Raw genomic sequence first — 16,758 nt, 5'->3', positions numbered from 1 at the left:
GTTGTCGCTTATGCATGTTGTGCGATGGTGTCGAGCGGAGCGAGGGCGAAGCCGTCTTCGCCGAAAAGATGGCAGGCGCTAGCCGGTGCGCAAAATCGGGCGCGCTCGCCTTGCTTGAAGCGGGCGTCGCCGGGAGCCTTGGCGATCAGCGTGGCGCCGCCCGGTTGTTCGAGATGCACGTAGCTGTGTTCGCCGAGCGCTTCGACGAGGGCGATCGGGCGTACCAGTGTGACGGCGCTGCGCTCGCTTGCTTGCGTTGCTTCGCCCTGCATGGGTTCGAGATGCTCCGGCCGCACGCCGAACGTGACCGACGCGCCGATGCTCAACCCTTTGCCTTGCAACGGAAGCCGCACGGGTTCGCCGGTGCCTTCGAGTTCGATGGCGATACCGTCGGCGTCGACCGACGCTACCTTCGCCGGCAGAAAATTCATGCGCGGCGAGCCGATGAAGCCGGCGACGAATTTGCTTTTGGGCCGGTGATAGAGATCGAGCGGCGCCCCCACTTGCGCGATGCTGCCGAAGCGCTCGGTATCGCTGCCCGCATGCAGGAGCACGATTTTGTCGGCGAGGGTCATCGCTTCGATCTGATCGTGCGTCACATAGACGACGCTGGCCTCGGCGAACTGTCGATGCAGCCTTGCAATCTCGATGCGAGTCTGTCCGCGCAAGGTGGCATCGAGATTCGAGAGCGGCTCGTCGAACAAGAACACGCCGGGCTCGCGCACGATCGCACGCCCGATCGCCACGCGTTGACGTTGGCCGCCCGACAGCGCCTTCGGATGCCGATCGAGCAGTGCATCGAGTTGAAGGATGCGCGCGGCGTCGCGCACTTTGCGATCGATCTCGGCTTTGGGAGTCTTGGCGAGCTTCAGGCCAAAGGCCATGTTCTCGTAGACGGTCATGTGCGGAAACAGCGCGTAGCTTTGGAAGACCATCGCGACGCCGCGCTGCGCGGCAGGCACGTCGTTGACGAGCTTGCCGCCGATCGACACGTCGCCGTCGGTGACGTCTTCGAGGCCCGCGATCATGCGCAGCAACGTCGATTTCCCGCAGCCGGACGGCCCGAGGAAGACGCAAAACTCGTTTTTGCCGATCTCGAGATCGACGTCGCGGATCACCGGCGCGCCGTCGCCGTATGCCTTTTGCACGCCGCGTAACGAAATGCTCGCCATCGTCTCGTCTCCATGTTTTAATTTGCCCGTCGCCTTTGGTTAAGCGCTTAATCAAGCCGCTTGGCAGAAGACGGCCGCCCGATGCTCGGTAGCCGCTCTCCGAAGGTGCGTACTGAATGTGCGGCCAATGTTGCCGTGAGAGCGGCGATCACGCAAATGCTGAATAACCATCCCATTTATTGAGCAGCCATGCCGACATTGAATGAAGTGGCTTTGCGCGCCGGCGTGACGCCGGCGACAGTTTCGAACGTGCTGCGCAACAAGGGCCGCGTGGGCGAGCAGACGCGGCAACGTGTTCTCGATGCGATTGCGGAGTTGGGCTACCGGCCGCATTTACCGGCACGCGCGTTGGCCGAGGGGCGTGCACCTACGATCGCGCTGATGGTGTCGAGCATCGCGAATCCGTTTTATCCGGAGTTTGCGTTGGCGGTGGAGAATGCGCTGCGTCGCCAAGGGCGGTTCCTCATCATCTGCAATACCGACGGCGATCCGCAGACGGGACGCGCGTACCTCGAGCAAATTGCCGGCACGTTATCGGAAGGTGTGTTGGTGATGAATGCGAACCTCGACTTCGAGGATTTGCGCACGACGCAGTTGCGTGGTGCGCCGGTGGTGCTTTGCATGTGGGAGCGGCCGCTCGATCCGCCGGGTTTGCCTTGCGTCGCGGTGGATTTTCGCTTGGCCGGGGAATTGGCGACGCAACATTTGTTGTCGCTCGGTCATCGGCGCATCGGTGCGATCGTCGGCAGCAAGGTGTATGGGATTCACGCGGCGCGCTACGACGGGTTCGTCGATGCGATGCGAGCGGCAGGGCTCGATGGCCGCGCGGCGCCGGTGCGTTACGCGCCCGATACGACGCAGGGAGGATATGCCTCGGCGCTCGAATTGCTGAAGCAGCATCCGGATTTGACGGCCGTGTTTACGACGAACGATTTGCCGGCGCTGGGTGCGATGCAGGCAGCGGCCGATCTAGGTCTGTGTGTGCCGCGCGATCTATCGGTTATCGGCATCACCGATATTCAGCTTGCGAGAGAGTCGCGCCCGGCGTTGACGACGGTGGCGGTGCCGACGGTGGAGGCGGCGGAACTCGCGGTGGCGTCGCTGCTCGAATTGATCGAAACGCCTAGGAGTGCGGGGCGGTGCGCGACCGAGGCGGGCGCGCTTGTGAGCGTAACGTCACGGCCGCATCTAGTGGAGCGAGCTTCCACGGCGCCGGTTCGCGGTGCGGGGCATGTTCAACATGCGTAGCGAAGCGGCGGAGTGAGCCTCCGGTTGTGTGTGGCGATGGTGAGGGGGCTGGCTTCGAATTTGGTTCGAGTCGAATCGGGGTAGTTCAACTGCTCGCCTTCGCGAGCCCGGCGAAATTGGTTGGCGCTACATCACCTTCTTGAGGGAAAAAGAGCACCATATTTCGGAAAAATCCGAGAGGTTTCGGGAGTCGGTATCGTCAGTGCGGTCGTTTGGTAGAATCCATTCCCTTAAAAATTAAAAAACCGAGGGCAGCGCGATGGCATTCAGTCCGCTTTTCGATGCGCTTTTCTATGGGAATGCGCAATACAATCGTTTGATAAAGCTCGAGACGCCGCTGGGAGACGATTGGCTGTTGCCGTTGTATGCGAGAGGCATGTCGCGCTTGGGGTGCGATTTCGAGTTCATCGTCGATGTCGCCTCGTCGCAGGGCGATCGAATCGAACTGAAGGCGCTAATTGCGCAGCGGGTGACGTTGTGGCTGCAGCAAGCCGACGGCTCGTATCTGCCGCATCACGGCTGTGTGAAAACGTTCTCGCGGTTGGGTAGCGACGGGTATCTCACGTTTTACCAATTGCCATCAAGTCGCTCTACTTGCAAGCGGTCCGGAATGCGACGCAGTTTATTTACGTGGAGAACCAATATTTCCGCTGGGAAGCGTTTGCCGATCAGGTTAAGAAGGTCGCTCAACGACAGGTCGCGTGGGGGCGTGACCCCGGCAAGCACGGACCGATTCATTTATTCGTCGTGACCAATTCAACCGACGAAGCGATCGGATTGGGTGCCGGCACGACCTATGACATGCTCGCGAGTCTGGGGCGCGCGGATACGATGCCGGGTGTAGCGAGGGTTGAGCGCGGAGATGCGCTTCGTGCGGAACTGTCCGAAGCGAAGAGGCAAGAAACGATCGCGAACACGCAAATGCGAAACGGAGGCGGCGCACAAGCGGAGGCGGCTGCGAGAGAGGCCCATGCCGGACAGCAGAAGCTTCGACAGCAGTTGCACGACAACGAGCAAAGTCATATCGTGCCGATGACGATTCCGGGTCTTAAAATTCATGTTTGCACGCTCGTCGCACCCGATTCGCCTGCGGACAATTGGATGCCGGTTTACGTGCATAGCAAGATCATGATCATCGACGATGTCTTTCTCACACACGGGTCGGCGAACATTAACCGTCGCAGCATGGAAGTCGATAGCGAATTGAATATCTGTCACGAGCATATGGGCGTGACGCAACCGCTGCGGCGGCGCTTGTGGGGGATTCATACTGGGGAAATGGGGGCGCAGGATAATCCGGCTGACGCCTTTGACCAGTGGGAGCGCATTATCAAGCGAAACGCGGACAATCAGATAAAGGGCCTCGCTCCATGCGCCTCGCTGGCCGGTTTCATGCGCACGTCAACGAGTCGACTGCGGTTGGATTGCCCAATGACTAAACCCGCCGTAATTCTTCTCGCGTTGCTGCTGTGCGCTTGCTCGCACAAGGATAGTGAAATGCCGTCTTCTGCTGACATGAAAGCAGTTCGTGACAATCTCGCTTTTACCTGCATCCATGAAGCCGATCAACTGCCGACGCTCGAGATGGAAGCGAACCGCTTATTCGTATATGGCCGATATTTGGAAAAGAGCGGCGGCCCCAAGGACTTCAACGCCATCGCTCGCTACTACAGAATCGCGGCAGCATATGGGCACTATAAGGCGAATCACAACCTACAACTGCTGGTGTCCGAAGGATCGGCGTCCTCTCCGGACCCTGAGAAAGAGACCATCGATTTGGCGGAGCAATTGATCAAAGCCGGTATTCCGGGCGGTTACTACGACATGGGCCACTATCTCGAACTGGGCTTTGGCGTGAAGCGAGATGAGGACAAGGCTCGCCGCTATTTCCGTAAGGCCGCTGATCTAGGTAGTCCCGAAGCGCAGGCGTACGTGGGCAACTTGCTGGCCCCCCGGGATAAAGCGCCTGCTATCGCACGGCAAATGCGACAGTGCGCTGCAGACCAAGGCTATGGCGACGCAGCCAATACGTTAGGCATTGACTTGCAGACCGATAGGCTATTTTCGGAAGCAGTCAATGCGTTCCAGAAAGGGGTGCAATCAGGCAATGGGCTGTCGGCTCTAGCGCTTGAAGGAGGATTCAAAGGTCCGCTTTCTACCGACCGGTTGAATTACCTTGCGCTTCCCCAAGACCCAGAGCGGGCGAAGCGATATCGCGCAATTCAACTATTTCTACGTGCCAACGAAGGCCGCAATCCCAAAATCCCCGACATCGACAAAATCGTCCCGTTGCCCCCCGCCCAACTGCCGCCATGGGACGGTACCTTTCAATGGGAAAAGGAGCAGGCGGCGGTTGTAGCACCTGAGAAGCCTTCGGACGAGCTCATCGATCGCATGGCCAAGGCCAAGCATCTGGACCCGGAAACTGGCTTGCCGTTGCCTAACGGTTCTTCGAAAAGCTCCGAGGCGACAGAGCCGTCGTCGAAAGTTCCGGCCGCTAACATCGCGGGCCGCGTGCCGATCGGTACAGTTGCCTATAGCGGCGATGTTTGCCCCGAGGACGGCGTATGGTGTGCGAGCCTGGCTAACCGGCAGTCAAATGGCGCGGAGCGCCGATTTGCGAAGGGCGAGACGCTGCCGACGCTCATCGTTCAAGCGCCGCGCCCGTCGAGCCTTCTCGGCCGCTGGAGAGAAAGACGTGAGTACCCTGAGCGCGTCGTATGGCAACTGACGGCCTATCCAGAGCAAGCGTGAATTCAACGCCGACTTGGCTGACCAACCGTCGAGCCAAGCACTAACGGCGGGCAAAGCGCGCTCGCCAACCAGCGCCACGGCAAGGAACGGCTCGAACGTCGAAGCGCTCGCCTCCCACGTAGTCCTAGTCCCTCAAAGATAGAACATCCGATCCTCATCCGACTTGGCCGCATGCGGCTCGGCCTCGCCACGATCCTCGTAGAACTTGAGCACGGCTTCGAGCACTTGATCGGGATCGTCGATCACCTGCATGAGGTGGATGTCTTCGGGATTGATGAGCCCCATCGGCACGAGGGCCGTTTCGAACCAATGCAGCAGGCCCTTCCAAAATTCGCTGCCGACGAGAATGATCGGCACATGCCGCGACTTCTTCGTCTGAATCAGCGTCAATACCTCGGCCAATTCATCGAGCGTGCCGAAGCCGCCCGGCATCACGATGACCGCATCGGAATTCTTGACGAACGTGACCTTGCGCGTGAAGAAGTGTCGGAAACGCAGCGTGATGTCTTGCCACTGGTTGCCCGATTGCTCGTGCGGCAGTTCGATGTTCAAACCCACCGACGGCGCCTTGCCCGCATGCGCGCCTTTGTTGGCCGCTTCCATGATGCCCGGGCCGCCGCCCGAAATGACGGCGAAGCCGGCATCGGATGCCTTGCGCGCGATTTGCGTCGCGAGTTTGTAGTACGGCGAGTTCGGTTTGATGCGCGCCGAACCGTAGATGCTGACGGCCGGGCGGATCTCCGAGAGGTACTCGGTCGCCTCGATGAACTCTGCCATAATCGTGAACATCTGCCATGACGCGCGGGCCTTCTTGGCCGTCGCGCGTTCTTGATCTGCGAGCGATCGCAGACTCGGAATCACTTTTCTCTTGTTCATAATGCCTGCAGAACGGAACCTGAAAGGTAAGACCCTCGTTTTGGTCGACGGATCAAGCTATCTGTATCGGGCCTACCATGCGATGCCAGACTTGCGCGGGCCCGACGGCGAGCCGACGGGAGCGCTTTACGGCTTCATCAACATGTTGCGTCGCATGCGCAAGGATGTCACCGCAGAGTATAGCGCGTGCGTCTTCGACGCAAAGGGCAAGACGTTCCGTGACGATTGGTATCCCGACTACAAAGCCCATCGTCCCTCCATGCCCGAGGACCTCGCCAAGCAGATCGAACCGATCCACTTTGCCGTGCGTGCCCTCGGCTGGCCGCTTCTGATGGTCGACGGCGTCGAAGCCGACGATGTCATCGGCACGCTTGCTTCCGCAGCCGAGCGCGAAGGGATGAACGTCGTCGTCTCCACGGGCGATAAGGATTTGGCCCAGCTCGTCAGCGACCACGTCACGCTCGTCAATACGATGACGAACGAAACGCTCGATCGCGAAGGCGTCGTCGCCAAGTTCGGCGTGCCGCCCGAGCGTATCGTCGATTACCTCTCGCTGATCGGCGACACCGTCGACAACGTGCCCGGCGTCGAAAAGTGCGGCCCGAAAACGGCCGTCAAATGGCTCGCGCAATATGAAACGCTGGACGGCATCGTGGAACATGCGAGCGAAATCAAGGGTGTCGTCGGCGAGAACCTGCGCCGCGCGCTCGATTTCCTGCCGCTCGCAAAAAAGCTGGTCACGGTCGAGCGAGCCTGCGATCTGACCGAGCATGTGGCCTCGATCGAGGAAACCTTGCCGGCTCGGCCCGAGTCTCCGCTCGAATTGCGCGACCTCTTCATGCGGCACGGCTTCAGAACATGGCTGCGTGAGATCGAAACGTTGATCGAAGGCGCCGAGGACGCGCAGGCGGCAGCAGGCGTGGCCGAGCCCACAGGCGTGCTCGCGGCCGAGCCCGCCCCGACGATCGCGCCGGAGCGTTGCTACGAAACCGTGCAGACGTGGGAGCACTTCGATATGTGGCTCGCGAAGATCGACGGCGCGCCATTGACCTCCTTCGATACCGAAACGACATCGCTCGACCCGATGCGGGCGGAACTCGTGGGGATTTCGCTATCGATTGGGGCCGGCTGTGCGGCTTACATCCCCGTCGGCCATCGCGGGCCCGATGCACCCGTGCAACTGCCGCGCGACCAGGTGCTGGCCAAACTCAAACCTTGGCTCGAAAGCCCCGATAAGAAAAAATTGGGCCAACATTTGAAGTACGACGAGCAGGTGCTCGCCAACTACGGCATCGAATTGAACGGCGTCGAGCACGACACGATGCTCGAATCGTACGTGCTCGAATCGCATCGTCCGCACGACATGGATAGCCTTGCGTCGCGTCATCTCGGCGTCAAGACCATCAAGTACGAAGAGGTGGCGGGCAAGGGCGCGCAGCAGATCGGGTTCGACGAAGTGGCGCTCGCGCAAGCGGCCGAATACGCCGCCGAAGACGCCGACATCACATTCCAATTGCACGCGGCGCTGTTTCCACAGGTCGAGCGCGAGCCCGGCTTGCTGTATGTCTATCGCGACATCGAGTTGCCCACGGCGCGCGTGTTGCGCAAGATGGAGCGCAATGGCGTGTTGATCGACAGCGAACGGCTGCGCCGGCAAAGCAGCGAGATCGCGGGGCGGCTCATCGAACTCGAGGCGCAGGCCTATGCGTTGGCGGGCGGCGAGTTCAATCTGGGCTCGCCCAAGCAGATCGGGCAAATCTTCTTCGAGCGGTTGCAATTGCCCGTCATCAAGAAGACGCCGAGCGGCGCGCCTTCCACCGATGAAGAAGTGCTGCAAAAGCTGGCCGAAGATTACCCTTTGCCGAAGCTGCTGTTGGAGCATCGCGGCTTGTCCAAGCTCAAGTCGACCTACACCGACAAGCTGCCGCGCATGGTCAATCCGAAAACCGGCCGCGTGCATACGAACTATGCGCAGGCCGTGGCCGTGACAGGGCGGCTCGCATCGAACGATCCTAATCTACAAAACATTCCCGTGCGCACGGCGGAAGGCCGCCGCATCCGTGAAGCGTTCATCGCGCCCGAAGGTAGCAAGATCATCTCGGCCGACTACTCGCAGATCGAGCTGCGCATCATGGCGCATATTTCGGGCGATGAGTCGTTGCTCCGCGCGTTCGCGCAAGGCGAAGACATTCACCGCGCGACGGCGGCCGAGGTGTTCGGGGTGACGCCGCTCGAAGTGTCGAGCGATCAGCGACGCATCGCCAAAGTCATCAACTTCGGCTTGATCTACGGTATGAGCTCGTTCGGGTTGGCCGCCAACCTCGGGATCACGCGCGATGCCGCAAAGCTTTATATCGATCGCTATTTCGCGCGCTATCCCGGCGTCGCTCGGTACATGGACGACACGCGTTCCAGCGCCAAGGTGAAGGGCTATGTCGAAACGGTTTTCGGCCGTCGTCTGTGGCTGCCCGAGATCAACGGCGGTAATGGCCCGCGCCGCCAAGCGGCCGAACGTGCGGCCATCAATGCGCCGATGCAAGGCACGGCGGCCGATCTCATCAAATTGTCGATGATCGCGGTGCAAGGGTGGCTCGAACGAGAGCAAGCCAAGAGCCGCATGATCATGCAAGTGCATGACGAACTCGTGCTCGAAGTGCCCGACGACGAACTGCCTGTCGTACGCGAAAAGCTGCCGCAATTGATGTGCGGCGTCGCGGCGCTGAAGGCGCCGCTCGTAGCGGAAGTGGGCGTCGGGGCGAACTGGGAGGAAGCGCATTGATGCGCTGATCGGGCTCATGCTCGCGCCCGTATGGCTTCAATAAGCCGTGATGGGTTCGCGCGAGCATGCGTCTTCGCGCACAATGGCCGAGCGACACGCGCGCCGCAAATCACGAGCGCGCGACCGAACCGAATCATCAACGGCATAGGGGTATCGGCATGCATCGTTTTATCGTCGTGGGGGGAGGCGCGGGTGGGCTCGAGTTGGCCACGCGCCTCGGGGATCGTTACGGCGCGCGCAAGAACGGCGGGGAGCCGCGTGCGCTCGTCACGCTAGTCGATCGCTATCCGACGCATATCTGGAAGCCGTTACTGCATGAGGTGGCTGCAGGCAGTCTCGATCCGTTCACGCAGGAACTCGAATATGCGGCGCAGGCGCGCTGGCATGGGTTCGAATTTCAGCAGGGCGATCTCGTTGGGATCGATCGCGGCGCCAAGCGCATCACGATCGCGCCCGTCATCGATTCCGACGGCGCGGAACTGTTGCCGCAGCGCATGCTCGAGTACGACACCCTCGTGATCGCGATCGGCAGCACGACGCATTTTTTCGGTGTGCAGGGCGCGGCCGAGCATTCGATCGCACTCGATACCGTTGCGCAAGCGGAGCGGTTCAGAAAGCGCCTCATCGCCGCGTGCATGCGGGCCGAGCATCAACCTCACGCCACGGTCGAGTCGGGGTTGGGGCCGTCCGCCGAGGCGGAGGCTCGCATTCAAGTGGCGATCGTGGGCGGCGGGGCGACCGGCGTCGAACTGTCCGCCGAACTGCGCAACACCGCGCAGGTGCTCTCGGCCTACGGCTTGCACAAGCTCGATCCGCGGCACGACATCGGCATCGTATTGATCGAGGCGGGGCCTCGCATTTTGCCGGCGCTGCAGGAGCGCGTATCGAGCGCGACGGCCGAATTGCTGCGCAAGCTGGGTGTGAAGCTGATGATCGGCGAGACCGTGGCGGAGGTTGCGCCCGGGGTGGTCCGTACGGCAAGCGGCAAGAGCGTGCGGGCCGACCTCACCGTTTGGGCGGCCGGCATCAAGGCTCCGGCCGTGCTGGGGCAGCTCGACGGCCTCACGGTCAATCGCTTGGGCCAACTTTGCGTGCGTCGCACACTGCAAACCGAACTAGACGAAAACATCTTCGCGCTTGGCGATTGCGCGGCGTGCCCATGGCCCGGCCAGGAACGCAATGTGCCGCCCCGAGCTCAGGCGGCGCACCAGCAAGCGAGCTTTCTGCTGCGCGCGATGTCGAGCCGGCTCGAAGGCAAGGCCCTGCCGGAATTCACGTATCGCGATTTCGGCTCGCTGGTGTCGCTCGGGCACTTCAGCGCGGTGGGCAACCTGATGGGAGGGCTCATCGGCGGCAGCATGCTCGTCGAAGGGCTGTTCGCGCGCTTCATGTATATGTCGCTGTACCGGCTGCATATCGCCGCGTTGCACGGCTACCCCCGGATGATGCTCGATACCGTGGCGCATTGGCTGCGGCGCACCACGCTGCCGCGCGTGAAGTTGCATTAGTGCGGGAGGATGGCTCGCGGCCGCGCGGGCCGTCCGGCACCATTCACTTGGTCTGAAATCGGTCGCGCTTCGTGATATGCCAGGCTCCAATCGCGTAGGCTCGCCGTTTTCAGTCAAGCAGCGCTCTCCCGTCGCACCGTGTGGCGGGGAACTGCTCCACCGATACGATGAGCCATCCTTCTCTCGCGACCCACATGGTGTCGCTCCCCGACGGCAAAACAGGCAATAACGCGCTCGGCTACTGCACCTCCACGGCCCGAGATCCCAGCCGCACGATCGTTTTACGCCCCATCGGCCAGGCTTGGCCGAAAAGGGTGTTCAAGGGAATTCGCGTTGCCGTCAAGTGGTTGAAGCTGCCGGGGCAGCCCGAATTTCTGCACATTCTCGACGGGGAGACTTCAACGACGATGGCGTTGCCGCGGCGTTTGCAACAGCGGTCCACGGCGGATCTCGTCGTCGTGCGCACGGTGCGCACCCAACATTACCCGGCCGATATCGCGCTTTACTACGGCAGCGCATCGGCGCTGGCCGGCAACATGATCACCGTCTCGCCCCTGAGCCGGTGGCGGCGCGACTTGCCTGCCGGATCCGCGGTCGAGTTGCTCAACCTGAGCGCGCCGGGCAACGCACCGAAAAACGGGCTTTTCGGCACGCAGGCGTTCATCGCCAACAACTCGTCGGCCAGCGTTAGGTTGCTGAAGGATTCTCCGGGCGGTTAGCTGCGAGCGCTCGCTCAAGGGCGGCGAGCGCCGCCCTCTCAAGGATTCGGCCCGGTCGCGATCGGTCGCGACGGGTCGGAGCACCACTCGCTCCAGGACCCCACGTACACCGCTGCGCCGTGCAACCCGGCTACCTCCATCGCGAGCGCGTTATGGCACGCGGTTGCGCCGGAGCCGCACTGCAGCACCACGTGCTCGGGCGTTTTTTGGCCCATGACCGCGCCGAATTCCGCGCGCAGCGTGTGGGCCGACTTGAAGCGCCCGTCGGAGGTCAGGTTGTCCTTGAAGAAGCGATTGAGCGCACCCGGGATGTGGCCTGCAACGGGATCGATCGTCTCGTTTTCCCCGCGATAGCGGTCGGGCGAGCGCGCATCGATGACGACCTGAGCACCGCCCTTCATGTTTGCCAGCAAGTGTTGGGCGTCCACGGTCACGGCAAGCGGGGCGGCAGCTTTGAAGTCACCGCGCGCCGCGGCGCCGGGCGCTGCGGTTTCGAGTTTTTGTCCGGCGGCTTGCCACGCTTGCAGGCCGCCGTCGAGCACTGCAACGGAATCGTGGCCCAGCCAGCGCAAGAGCCACCAAAGGCGCGCCGCATAGGCGCCGCCTTGGGCGTCGTAAACGACGACTTGCTGGTGCTCCTTCAGCCCGTGCTTAGCGAGGGTATCGACGAGCGCATCGCGGGCCGGTAGCGGGTGCCGGCCGTTCTTGCCCGTCTTTGCGCCGGACAGGTCGCGATCGAGGTGCAGATAATGGGCGCCGGGGATATGGCCCGACGCATAGGCTTGCTCGCCGGCGCTCGGGTTGGCGAGGTCGAAGCTGCAGTCGAAGACCAAGACGCTGCCTGGGGCGCTGGATAAGCGCTCCGCCAGGTTGTCGGCCGAAATGAGAGTGGTGTAATGCGTGTGCGGCATGATGGGCACCTCGGTGGCGAGCGAACTCCCGCTTGGACGGCGGACGATTGACTGCAGTCTAAACAAAAAGACGGGCAAGAGGCGTATTCGCCGTCTTGCCCGTCGTCAGATCGGGGCGCTTGGCCGCACGCGAAGAGCGAGCCGTGTCAGATTTCGCCCAGTTCGCGCCGCAGGAACTCGTGGAAATGCTGCATGCCGTCTTCCATCGGGCTCTGATAAGGCCCGACCTGCGACTCGCCGCGCTCGAGCAGCGCAAGGCGGCCGGCGTCCATGCGCTCGCCGATCTCATCGTCTTCTCGTGCCGTCTCCATATAGGCTGCGCGCTCCGCTTCGACGAACTCTCGCTCGAACAGGGCAAATTCCTCGGGGTAGTAGAACTCCACGATGTTCGTCGTTTTGCGCGGGCCGCGCGGAATCAGCCACGAGACGACGAGCACATGCGGGTACCACTCGATCATGAGCCCTGGGTAGTACACCATCCAGATGGCGCCATATTCGGGCGGTTCGCCGTCGCGCACGCGCAGCACTTGGTCGTGCCACTTGCGGTAGACCGTGCTGCCGGGCTTGGACAGCCCGTTATGCACGCCCACCGTCTGGACGCTGTACCAATCGCCGAACTCCCACGTCAGATCGTCGCAATTGACGAAGCTGCCGAGGCCCGGATGAAACGGCACGACGTGATAGTCCTCGAGATAGACCTCGATGAACGTCTTCCAGTTGTAGTTGCACTCGTGCACTTCGACGTGATCGAACATGTAGTCCGTGAAGTCGAAATGATGCTGCGTGCCGAGCTTCGCCAGATCTTTCGCGACGTCCCGGCCTGCAGTCTCGAACAGCAAGCCGTGCCAATTCTGCAGCGGCGTGGCGCCGAGGTTCAGGCAGGGGTTGTCGGCGAAATGCGGCGCGCCGAGCAATTCGCCGTCGAGGTTGTATGTCCAGCGGTGCAGCGGGCAGACGATGTTCTGAGCCTGGCCGCGCCCATTGAGCATGATCGCCTGGCGATGACGACAGACGTTAGATAGCAGCTCCACCTGCGAACGTTGGTTGCGCACGAGCACGCGCCCTTCGTTTTCGCTGGGTAGGGCGAAATAGTTCCCCGCCTCGGGCACCATCAACTCATGCCCGACGTAACGAGGACCCTTCTTGAAAAGTGTTTCGATTTCTCGCGCGAGCAGCGCTTCATCGAAGTAAGCCGTGACCGGCAACTGGCTCGAAATGGCCTTGAGTTGCAAAGCATTGCTCAGATTGGACATTCCCACTCCCGAAAAACGTGAAAGCAGTGAACAACCCAACCATCGAAGATTCGATTTAGGGAACCTGAAATTATACCCCTTTCCCCTTCCTTGGGGCGCTTAAGTGCATGATTTGGGTCAAAAAACCCTGCGCAAAAAGCGATCCCGCAGGGTCTGGGGGCACATCGAGTGTTGTTTTTTTGCCCTCGAGCGGAGGGTCGGGCCGGGGTGGCGGATCGGCTAGGTCGTGCGCTTTTGCCGTAGAATGTCCGACTTGCTTTTATGTTCACCCCTATCCGATGGCGAAGATAGCACCCGAAGGTACGCCCGCGCCCGCTCTCGGCGGCGAACAAGGGGATGCGGCACTGCCCCGGAACTATGAAGCGGCGGTGGCCGAGTTGGAAGAGCTGGTTTCCCGTATGGAGAGCGGCGCCTTGAGCCTCGAGGAGTCGTTGGCCGCGTACCGTCGCGGCGCAGCCCTGGTAGCGTATTGTCAGCAGCAACTGGAAAAGGTGGAGCAGCAGGTGCGCGTGCTCGATGGCGAGACGCTCAAGCCGTTGCCCCCCGGTACGGCCCCCGCGGACAGCGGAGACGATCTATGACTTTTGAAGAATGGATGCGCGCGGTGCTCGCGCGCGTCGAAGCGGCACTCGAACGTTACCTGCCGGCATCGGCCGCCGAACCCGCGCGGCTTCACGAAGCGATGCGCTATGCGGTGCTCGGTGGCGGCAAGCGTATCCGGCCATTGCTCGTGCATGCCGCGGGCGAATTGACGGGGGCGCGGCCGCAGGCTTTGGAAGCGGCGTCGGCGGCGCTCGAGATGATTCACGTCTATTCGCTCGTGCATGACGACATGCCGTGCATGGACGATGACGATTTGCGTCGCGGCAAGCCGACGGTGCACGTCAAGTATGACGAAGCCACGGCGCTGCTGGTCGGGGATGCCCTGCAGTCGCAGGCATTCATCGTGCTGACCGACGAGGCGGCGCTGGACGCGCGTGGGCAGGCGGCCCTCGTGCGCGAGCTGGCGTTTGCGAGCGGCTCGCTCGGCATGGCCGGCGGGCAAGCGATCGACTTGGCGAGCGTGGGGCTGACGCTCACGCGGCCGCAGCTCGAAACGATGCATCGGATGAAGACCGGCGCACTCTTGCGTGCGTCCGTGCGCATGGGCGCGCTGGCCGGAACGGCCCCCGACGCGCGGGCGCTCGCGGCGCTCGACGCCTATGCGGCGGCGGTCGGATTGGCATTCCAAGTCGTCGACGACATCCTCGATGTGACGACCGACTCCGCGACGCTCGGCAAGACGGCGGGCAAGGACGCGAAGGACGGCAAACCGACTTACGTTTCGATTATCGGGCTTGAAGCGTCGCGTGCTTTGGCGGCGCAATTGAGGCGCGACGCGCATGACGCGCTCGCGCCTTTCGGTGAGCATGCACGGCGTTTGGCCGAGCTTGCCGACCTGGTGGTACACCGGGTGAGTTGAACGCGAAGCCCGCTAGCGCGCATTGGCCTCGAGAAGCGCATGAAAAAAGCGGGCGCGTAACTTTTCCTACAATGGAACGACGATGTACGACTTGTTGAAAACCATCGACGACCCGGCGGATCTGCGCCGCCTCGATCGCCGCCAACTGACGCCGCTTGCCGACGAGCTGCGCGCGTTCGTGCTCGACAGCGTGTCGCAAACGGGCGGCCATTTGTCGTCGAATCTCGGCACCGTCGAGCTGACGATCGCCCTGCACTACGTTTTCGATACGCCGCACGACCGTATCGTATGGGACGTGGGCCACCAAACCTATCCTCATAAGATTCTGACGGGGCGTCGCGACCGGATGCCCACGTTGCGTCAGCGCGGCGGCATTTCGGGGTTTCCACGCCGCTCCGAGTCGCAATACGACACGTTCGGCACCGCTCATTCGAGCACCTCGATTTCAGCGGCGCTGGGCATGGCGATCGCAAGTAAGCTCGAGGGCATCGATCGTTTCTCGATCGCCGTGATCGGCGATGGCGCAATGACGGCGGGCATGGCGTTCGAAGCCATGAACAACGCCGGCGTGTGCGACGATTTGCCGTTCCTCGTCATCCTGAACGACAACGACATGTCGATTTCGCCGCCTGTCGGCGCGCTCAATCGCCACCTGGCTCGGCTGATGTCGGGGCGTTTCTATGCAGCTGCCCGCGCGGGCGTCGAGCGCGTGCTGCGCGTTGCGCCCCCGATGCTCGAGCTCGCGCGCAAGCTCGAAGAGCATGCGAAGGGCATGGTGGTGCCCGCCACGCTGTTCGAGGAGTTCGGCTTCAACTACATCGGCCCCATCGACGGGCACGATCTCGACTCGCTGATCCCCACGTTGCAAAACATTCGGGAGTTGCGCGGCCCGCAATTCCTGCACGTAGTGACGAAGAAGGGGCAAGGCTACAAGCTCGCCGAGGCCGATCCCGTGCTCTATCACGGGCCGGGCAAGTTCAATCCGGCCGAGGGCATCAAGCCGCCTAGCTCGCCGTCGAAGAAAACCTATACGCAGGTGTTCGGCGAGTGGTTGTGCGATGCGGCCGAATTGGATTCGCGCGTCGTTGGCATCACGCCGGCCATGCGCGAAGGCTCGGGCATGGTTGAATTCGAGAGGCGCTTTCCCGATCGCTATTTCGACGTGGGCATTGCCGAACAGCATGCGGTGACCTTTGCCGGGGGCATGGCGACCGAAGGCATGAAGCCTGTCGTCGCTATTTATTCGACGTTCCTGCAGCGCGCGTACGACCAGTTGATTCACGACGTCGCGCTGCAAAACCTCCCGGTCGTGTTCGCGATCGACCGGGCGGGGCTCGTGGGCGCCGACGGCGCGACGCACGCGGGGTCCTACGATTTGGCGTTCCTGCGCTGCATTCCCAACATGACCGTGATGGCGCCCGCCGATGAAAACGAGTGCCGCCAGATGCTGTACACGGCGCTGCAGCAGCCCAATCCGACCGCGGTTCGTTATCCGCGCGGCGCGGGCACGGGCGTCGCCACGGTGAAACAGATGGAGGCGCTGCCGGTAGGCCGCGGCGAAATTCGCCGTCAATCGACTGCGCCCAAGGGCAGCCGTATCGCGATACTCGCGTTCGGCACCATGGTCGCGCCGTCACTGGCGGCGGCGGAAGGGCTCGATGCCACGGTCGCGAACATGCGGTTCGTCAAGCCGATCGATGCCGACCTCGTCCGCGAGCTGGCGCAAACGCACGATGCAATCGTCACGGTTGAGGAAGGCTGCATCATGGGCGGTGCGGGCTCGGCTTGTGTGGAATCCCTGCTTGCCAATGGGGTTGTTCGCCCCGTACTACAATTGGGCCTCCCCGACAGCTTCATCGACCATGGCGACCCGGCCAAGTTGCTGGCGGAATGCGGCCTTGACGGCGCGGGCATCGAACGGTCGATTCGCGCACGCTTTTTCGAGCCGGCGGCTAAGCTGGCGGCGCAGCGCGTGGCTTGATCCGGAGCGGGCCGCCCTGAGCGGCCGCCGCATTTTGGATGCACGCATGGGCCTTCGGGCCCATGTTTATTTATTGGCGCGACTTTCGCCGGCCC

The 16,758-nt window shown here is 62.2% G+C and carries 12 protein-coding genes and 1 pseudogene; 9 read left to right on the top strand and 4 right to left on the bottom strand.

What is annotated here, in order from left to right; translation table 11 throughout:
* Nucleotides 1-8: 8 nt before the first annotated feature.
* The gene (locus QQS38_RS05845; RefSeq protein ID WP_479644421.1) at nucleotides 9-1,172 is read right to left on the bottom strand and encodes an ABC transporter ATP-binding protein; all 1,164 of its coding nucleotides are present in this window, start codon (nucleotides 1,170-1,172) and stop codon (nucleotides 9-11) included.
* 189 nt (nucleotides 1,173-1,361) lie between these two features.
* Here QQS38_RS05845 and QQS38_RS05840 point away from each other — a divergent pair, with 189 nt between their 5' ends.
* The 3 genes and pseudogenes from QQS38_RS05840 to QQS38_RS05830 all read left to right on the top strand — a co-directional run bounded on the left by QQS38_RS05840 (nucleotide 1,362) and on the right by QQS38_RS05830 (nucleotide 5,174).
* Nucleotides 1,362-2,420, top strand: a complete 1,059-nt coding sequence (locus QQS38_RS05840; RefSeq protein WP_479644420.1) for a LacI family DNA-binding transcriptional regulator — start codon at nucleotides 1,362-1,364, stop codon at nucleotides 2,418-2,420.
* An 801-nt stretch (nucleotides 2,421-3,221) separates the two neighbouring features.
* Nucleotides 3,222-3,662, top strand: a pseudogene (locus QQS38_RS05835) (phospholipase D-like domain-containing protein); the annotation flags it as partial.
* A gap of 189 nt (nucleotides 3,663-3,851) precedes the next feature.
* A complete protein-coding gene (locus QQS38_RS05830) occupies nucleotides 3,852-5,174 on the top strand; it encodes an SEL1-like repeat protein (protein WP_479644542.1) in 1,323 nt (440 codons plus the stop codon).
* A gap of 132 nt (nucleotides 5,175-5,306) precedes the next feature.
* Here QQS38_RS05830 and QQS38_RS05825 read toward each other — a convergent pair whose 3' ends face one another.
* Entirely contained in the window at nucleotides 5,307-6,050 is a 744-nt protein-coding gene (locus QQS38_RS05825; protein WP_479644419.1) for an LOG family protein, read from the bottom strand.
* 1 nt (nucleotide 6,051) lies between these two features.
* Between QQS38_RS05825 and polA the strand changes: the two genes are divergently transcribed.
* The 3 genes from polA to QQS38_RS05810 all read left to right on the top strand — a co-directional run bounded on the left by polA (nucleotide 6,052) and on the right by QQS38_RS05810 (nucleotide 11,056).
* Nucleotides 6,052-8,829 carry a DNA polymerase I gene (gene polA, locus QQS38_RS05820; RefSeq protein ID WP_479644418.1) on the top strand — a complete coding sequence of 926 codons (2,778 nt, stop codon included), beginning with the start codon at nucleotides 6,052-6,054 and terminating at the stop codon, nucleotides 8,827-8,829.
* A gap of 158 nt (nucleotides 8,830-8,987) precedes the next feature.
* Nucleotides 8,988-10,337 carry an NAD(P)/FAD-dependent oxidoreductase gene (locus QQS38_RS05815; protein ID WP_479644417.1) on the top strand — a complete coding sequence of 450 codons (1,350 nt, stop codon included), beginning with the start codon at nucleotides 8,988-8,990 and terminating at the stop codon, nucleotides 10,335-10,337.
* 167 nt (nucleotides 10,338-10,504) lie between these two features.
* Nucleotides 10,505-11,056: a hypothetical protein gene (locus QQS38_RS05810; protein ID WP_479644416.1), complete on the top strand. Its 552-nt coding sequence runs from the start codon at nucleotides 10,505-10,507 to the stop codon at nucleotides 11,054-11,056.
* 38 nt (nucleotides 11,057-11,094) lie between these two features.
* Here QQS38_RS05810 and QQS38_RS05805 read toward each other — a convergent pair whose 3' ends face one another.
* Nucleotides 11,095-11,967 carry a sulfurtransferase gene (locus QQS38_RS05805; RefSeq protein WP_479644415.1) on the bottom strand — a complete coding sequence of 291 codons (873 nt, stop codon included), beginning with the start codon at nucleotides 11,965-11,967 and terminating at the stop codon, nucleotides 11,095-11,097.
* A 146-nt stretch (nucleotides 11,968-12,113) separates the two neighbouring features.
* Nucleotides 12,114-13,220 carry an aromatic ring-hydroxylating oxygenase subunit alpha gene (locus QQS38_RS05800; RefSeq protein ID WP_479644414.1) on the bottom strand — a complete coding sequence of 369 codons (1,107 nt, stop codon included), beginning with the start codon at nucleotides 13,218-13,220 and terminating at the stop codon, nucleotides 12,114-12,116.
* A 278-nt stretch (nucleotides 13,221-13,498) separates the two neighbouring features.
* Between QQS38_RS05800 and QQS38_RS05795 the strand changes: the two genes are divergently transcribed.
* From QQS38_RS05795 to dxs, 3 genes are all read left to right on the top strand, one after another.
* Complete coding sequence (locus tag QQS38_RS05795; protein WP_277431066.1) at nucleotides 13,499-13,801, top strand: exodeoxyribonuclease VII small subunit; 303 nt, start codon at nucleotides 13,499-13,501, stop codon at nucleotides 13,799-13,801.
* A complete protein-coding gene (locus QQS38_RS05790; RefSeq protein ID WP_479644413.1) occupies nucleotides 13,798-14,682 on the top strand; it encodes a polyprenyl synthetase family protein in 885 nt (294 codons plus the stop codon). The genes QQS38_RS05795 and QQS38_RS05790 overlap by 4 nt, the downstream gene beginning before the upstream one ends.
* 82 nt (nucleotides 14,683-14,764) lie before the next feature.
* Entirely contained in the window at nucleotides 14,765-16,663 is a 1,899-nt protein-coding gene (dxs, locus tag QQS38_RS05785) for a 1-deoxy-D-xylulose-5-phosphate synthase (RefSeq protein WP_479644412.1), read from the top strand.
* The last annotated feature ends 95 nt before the right edge of the window (nucleotides 16,664-16,758 follow it).

Source organism: Trinickia sp. Z7 (assembly GCF_056498045.1).
Note: the sequence above shows the minus strand (reverse complement) of the source record. Positions and strands in the feature narration are given on the sequence as shown.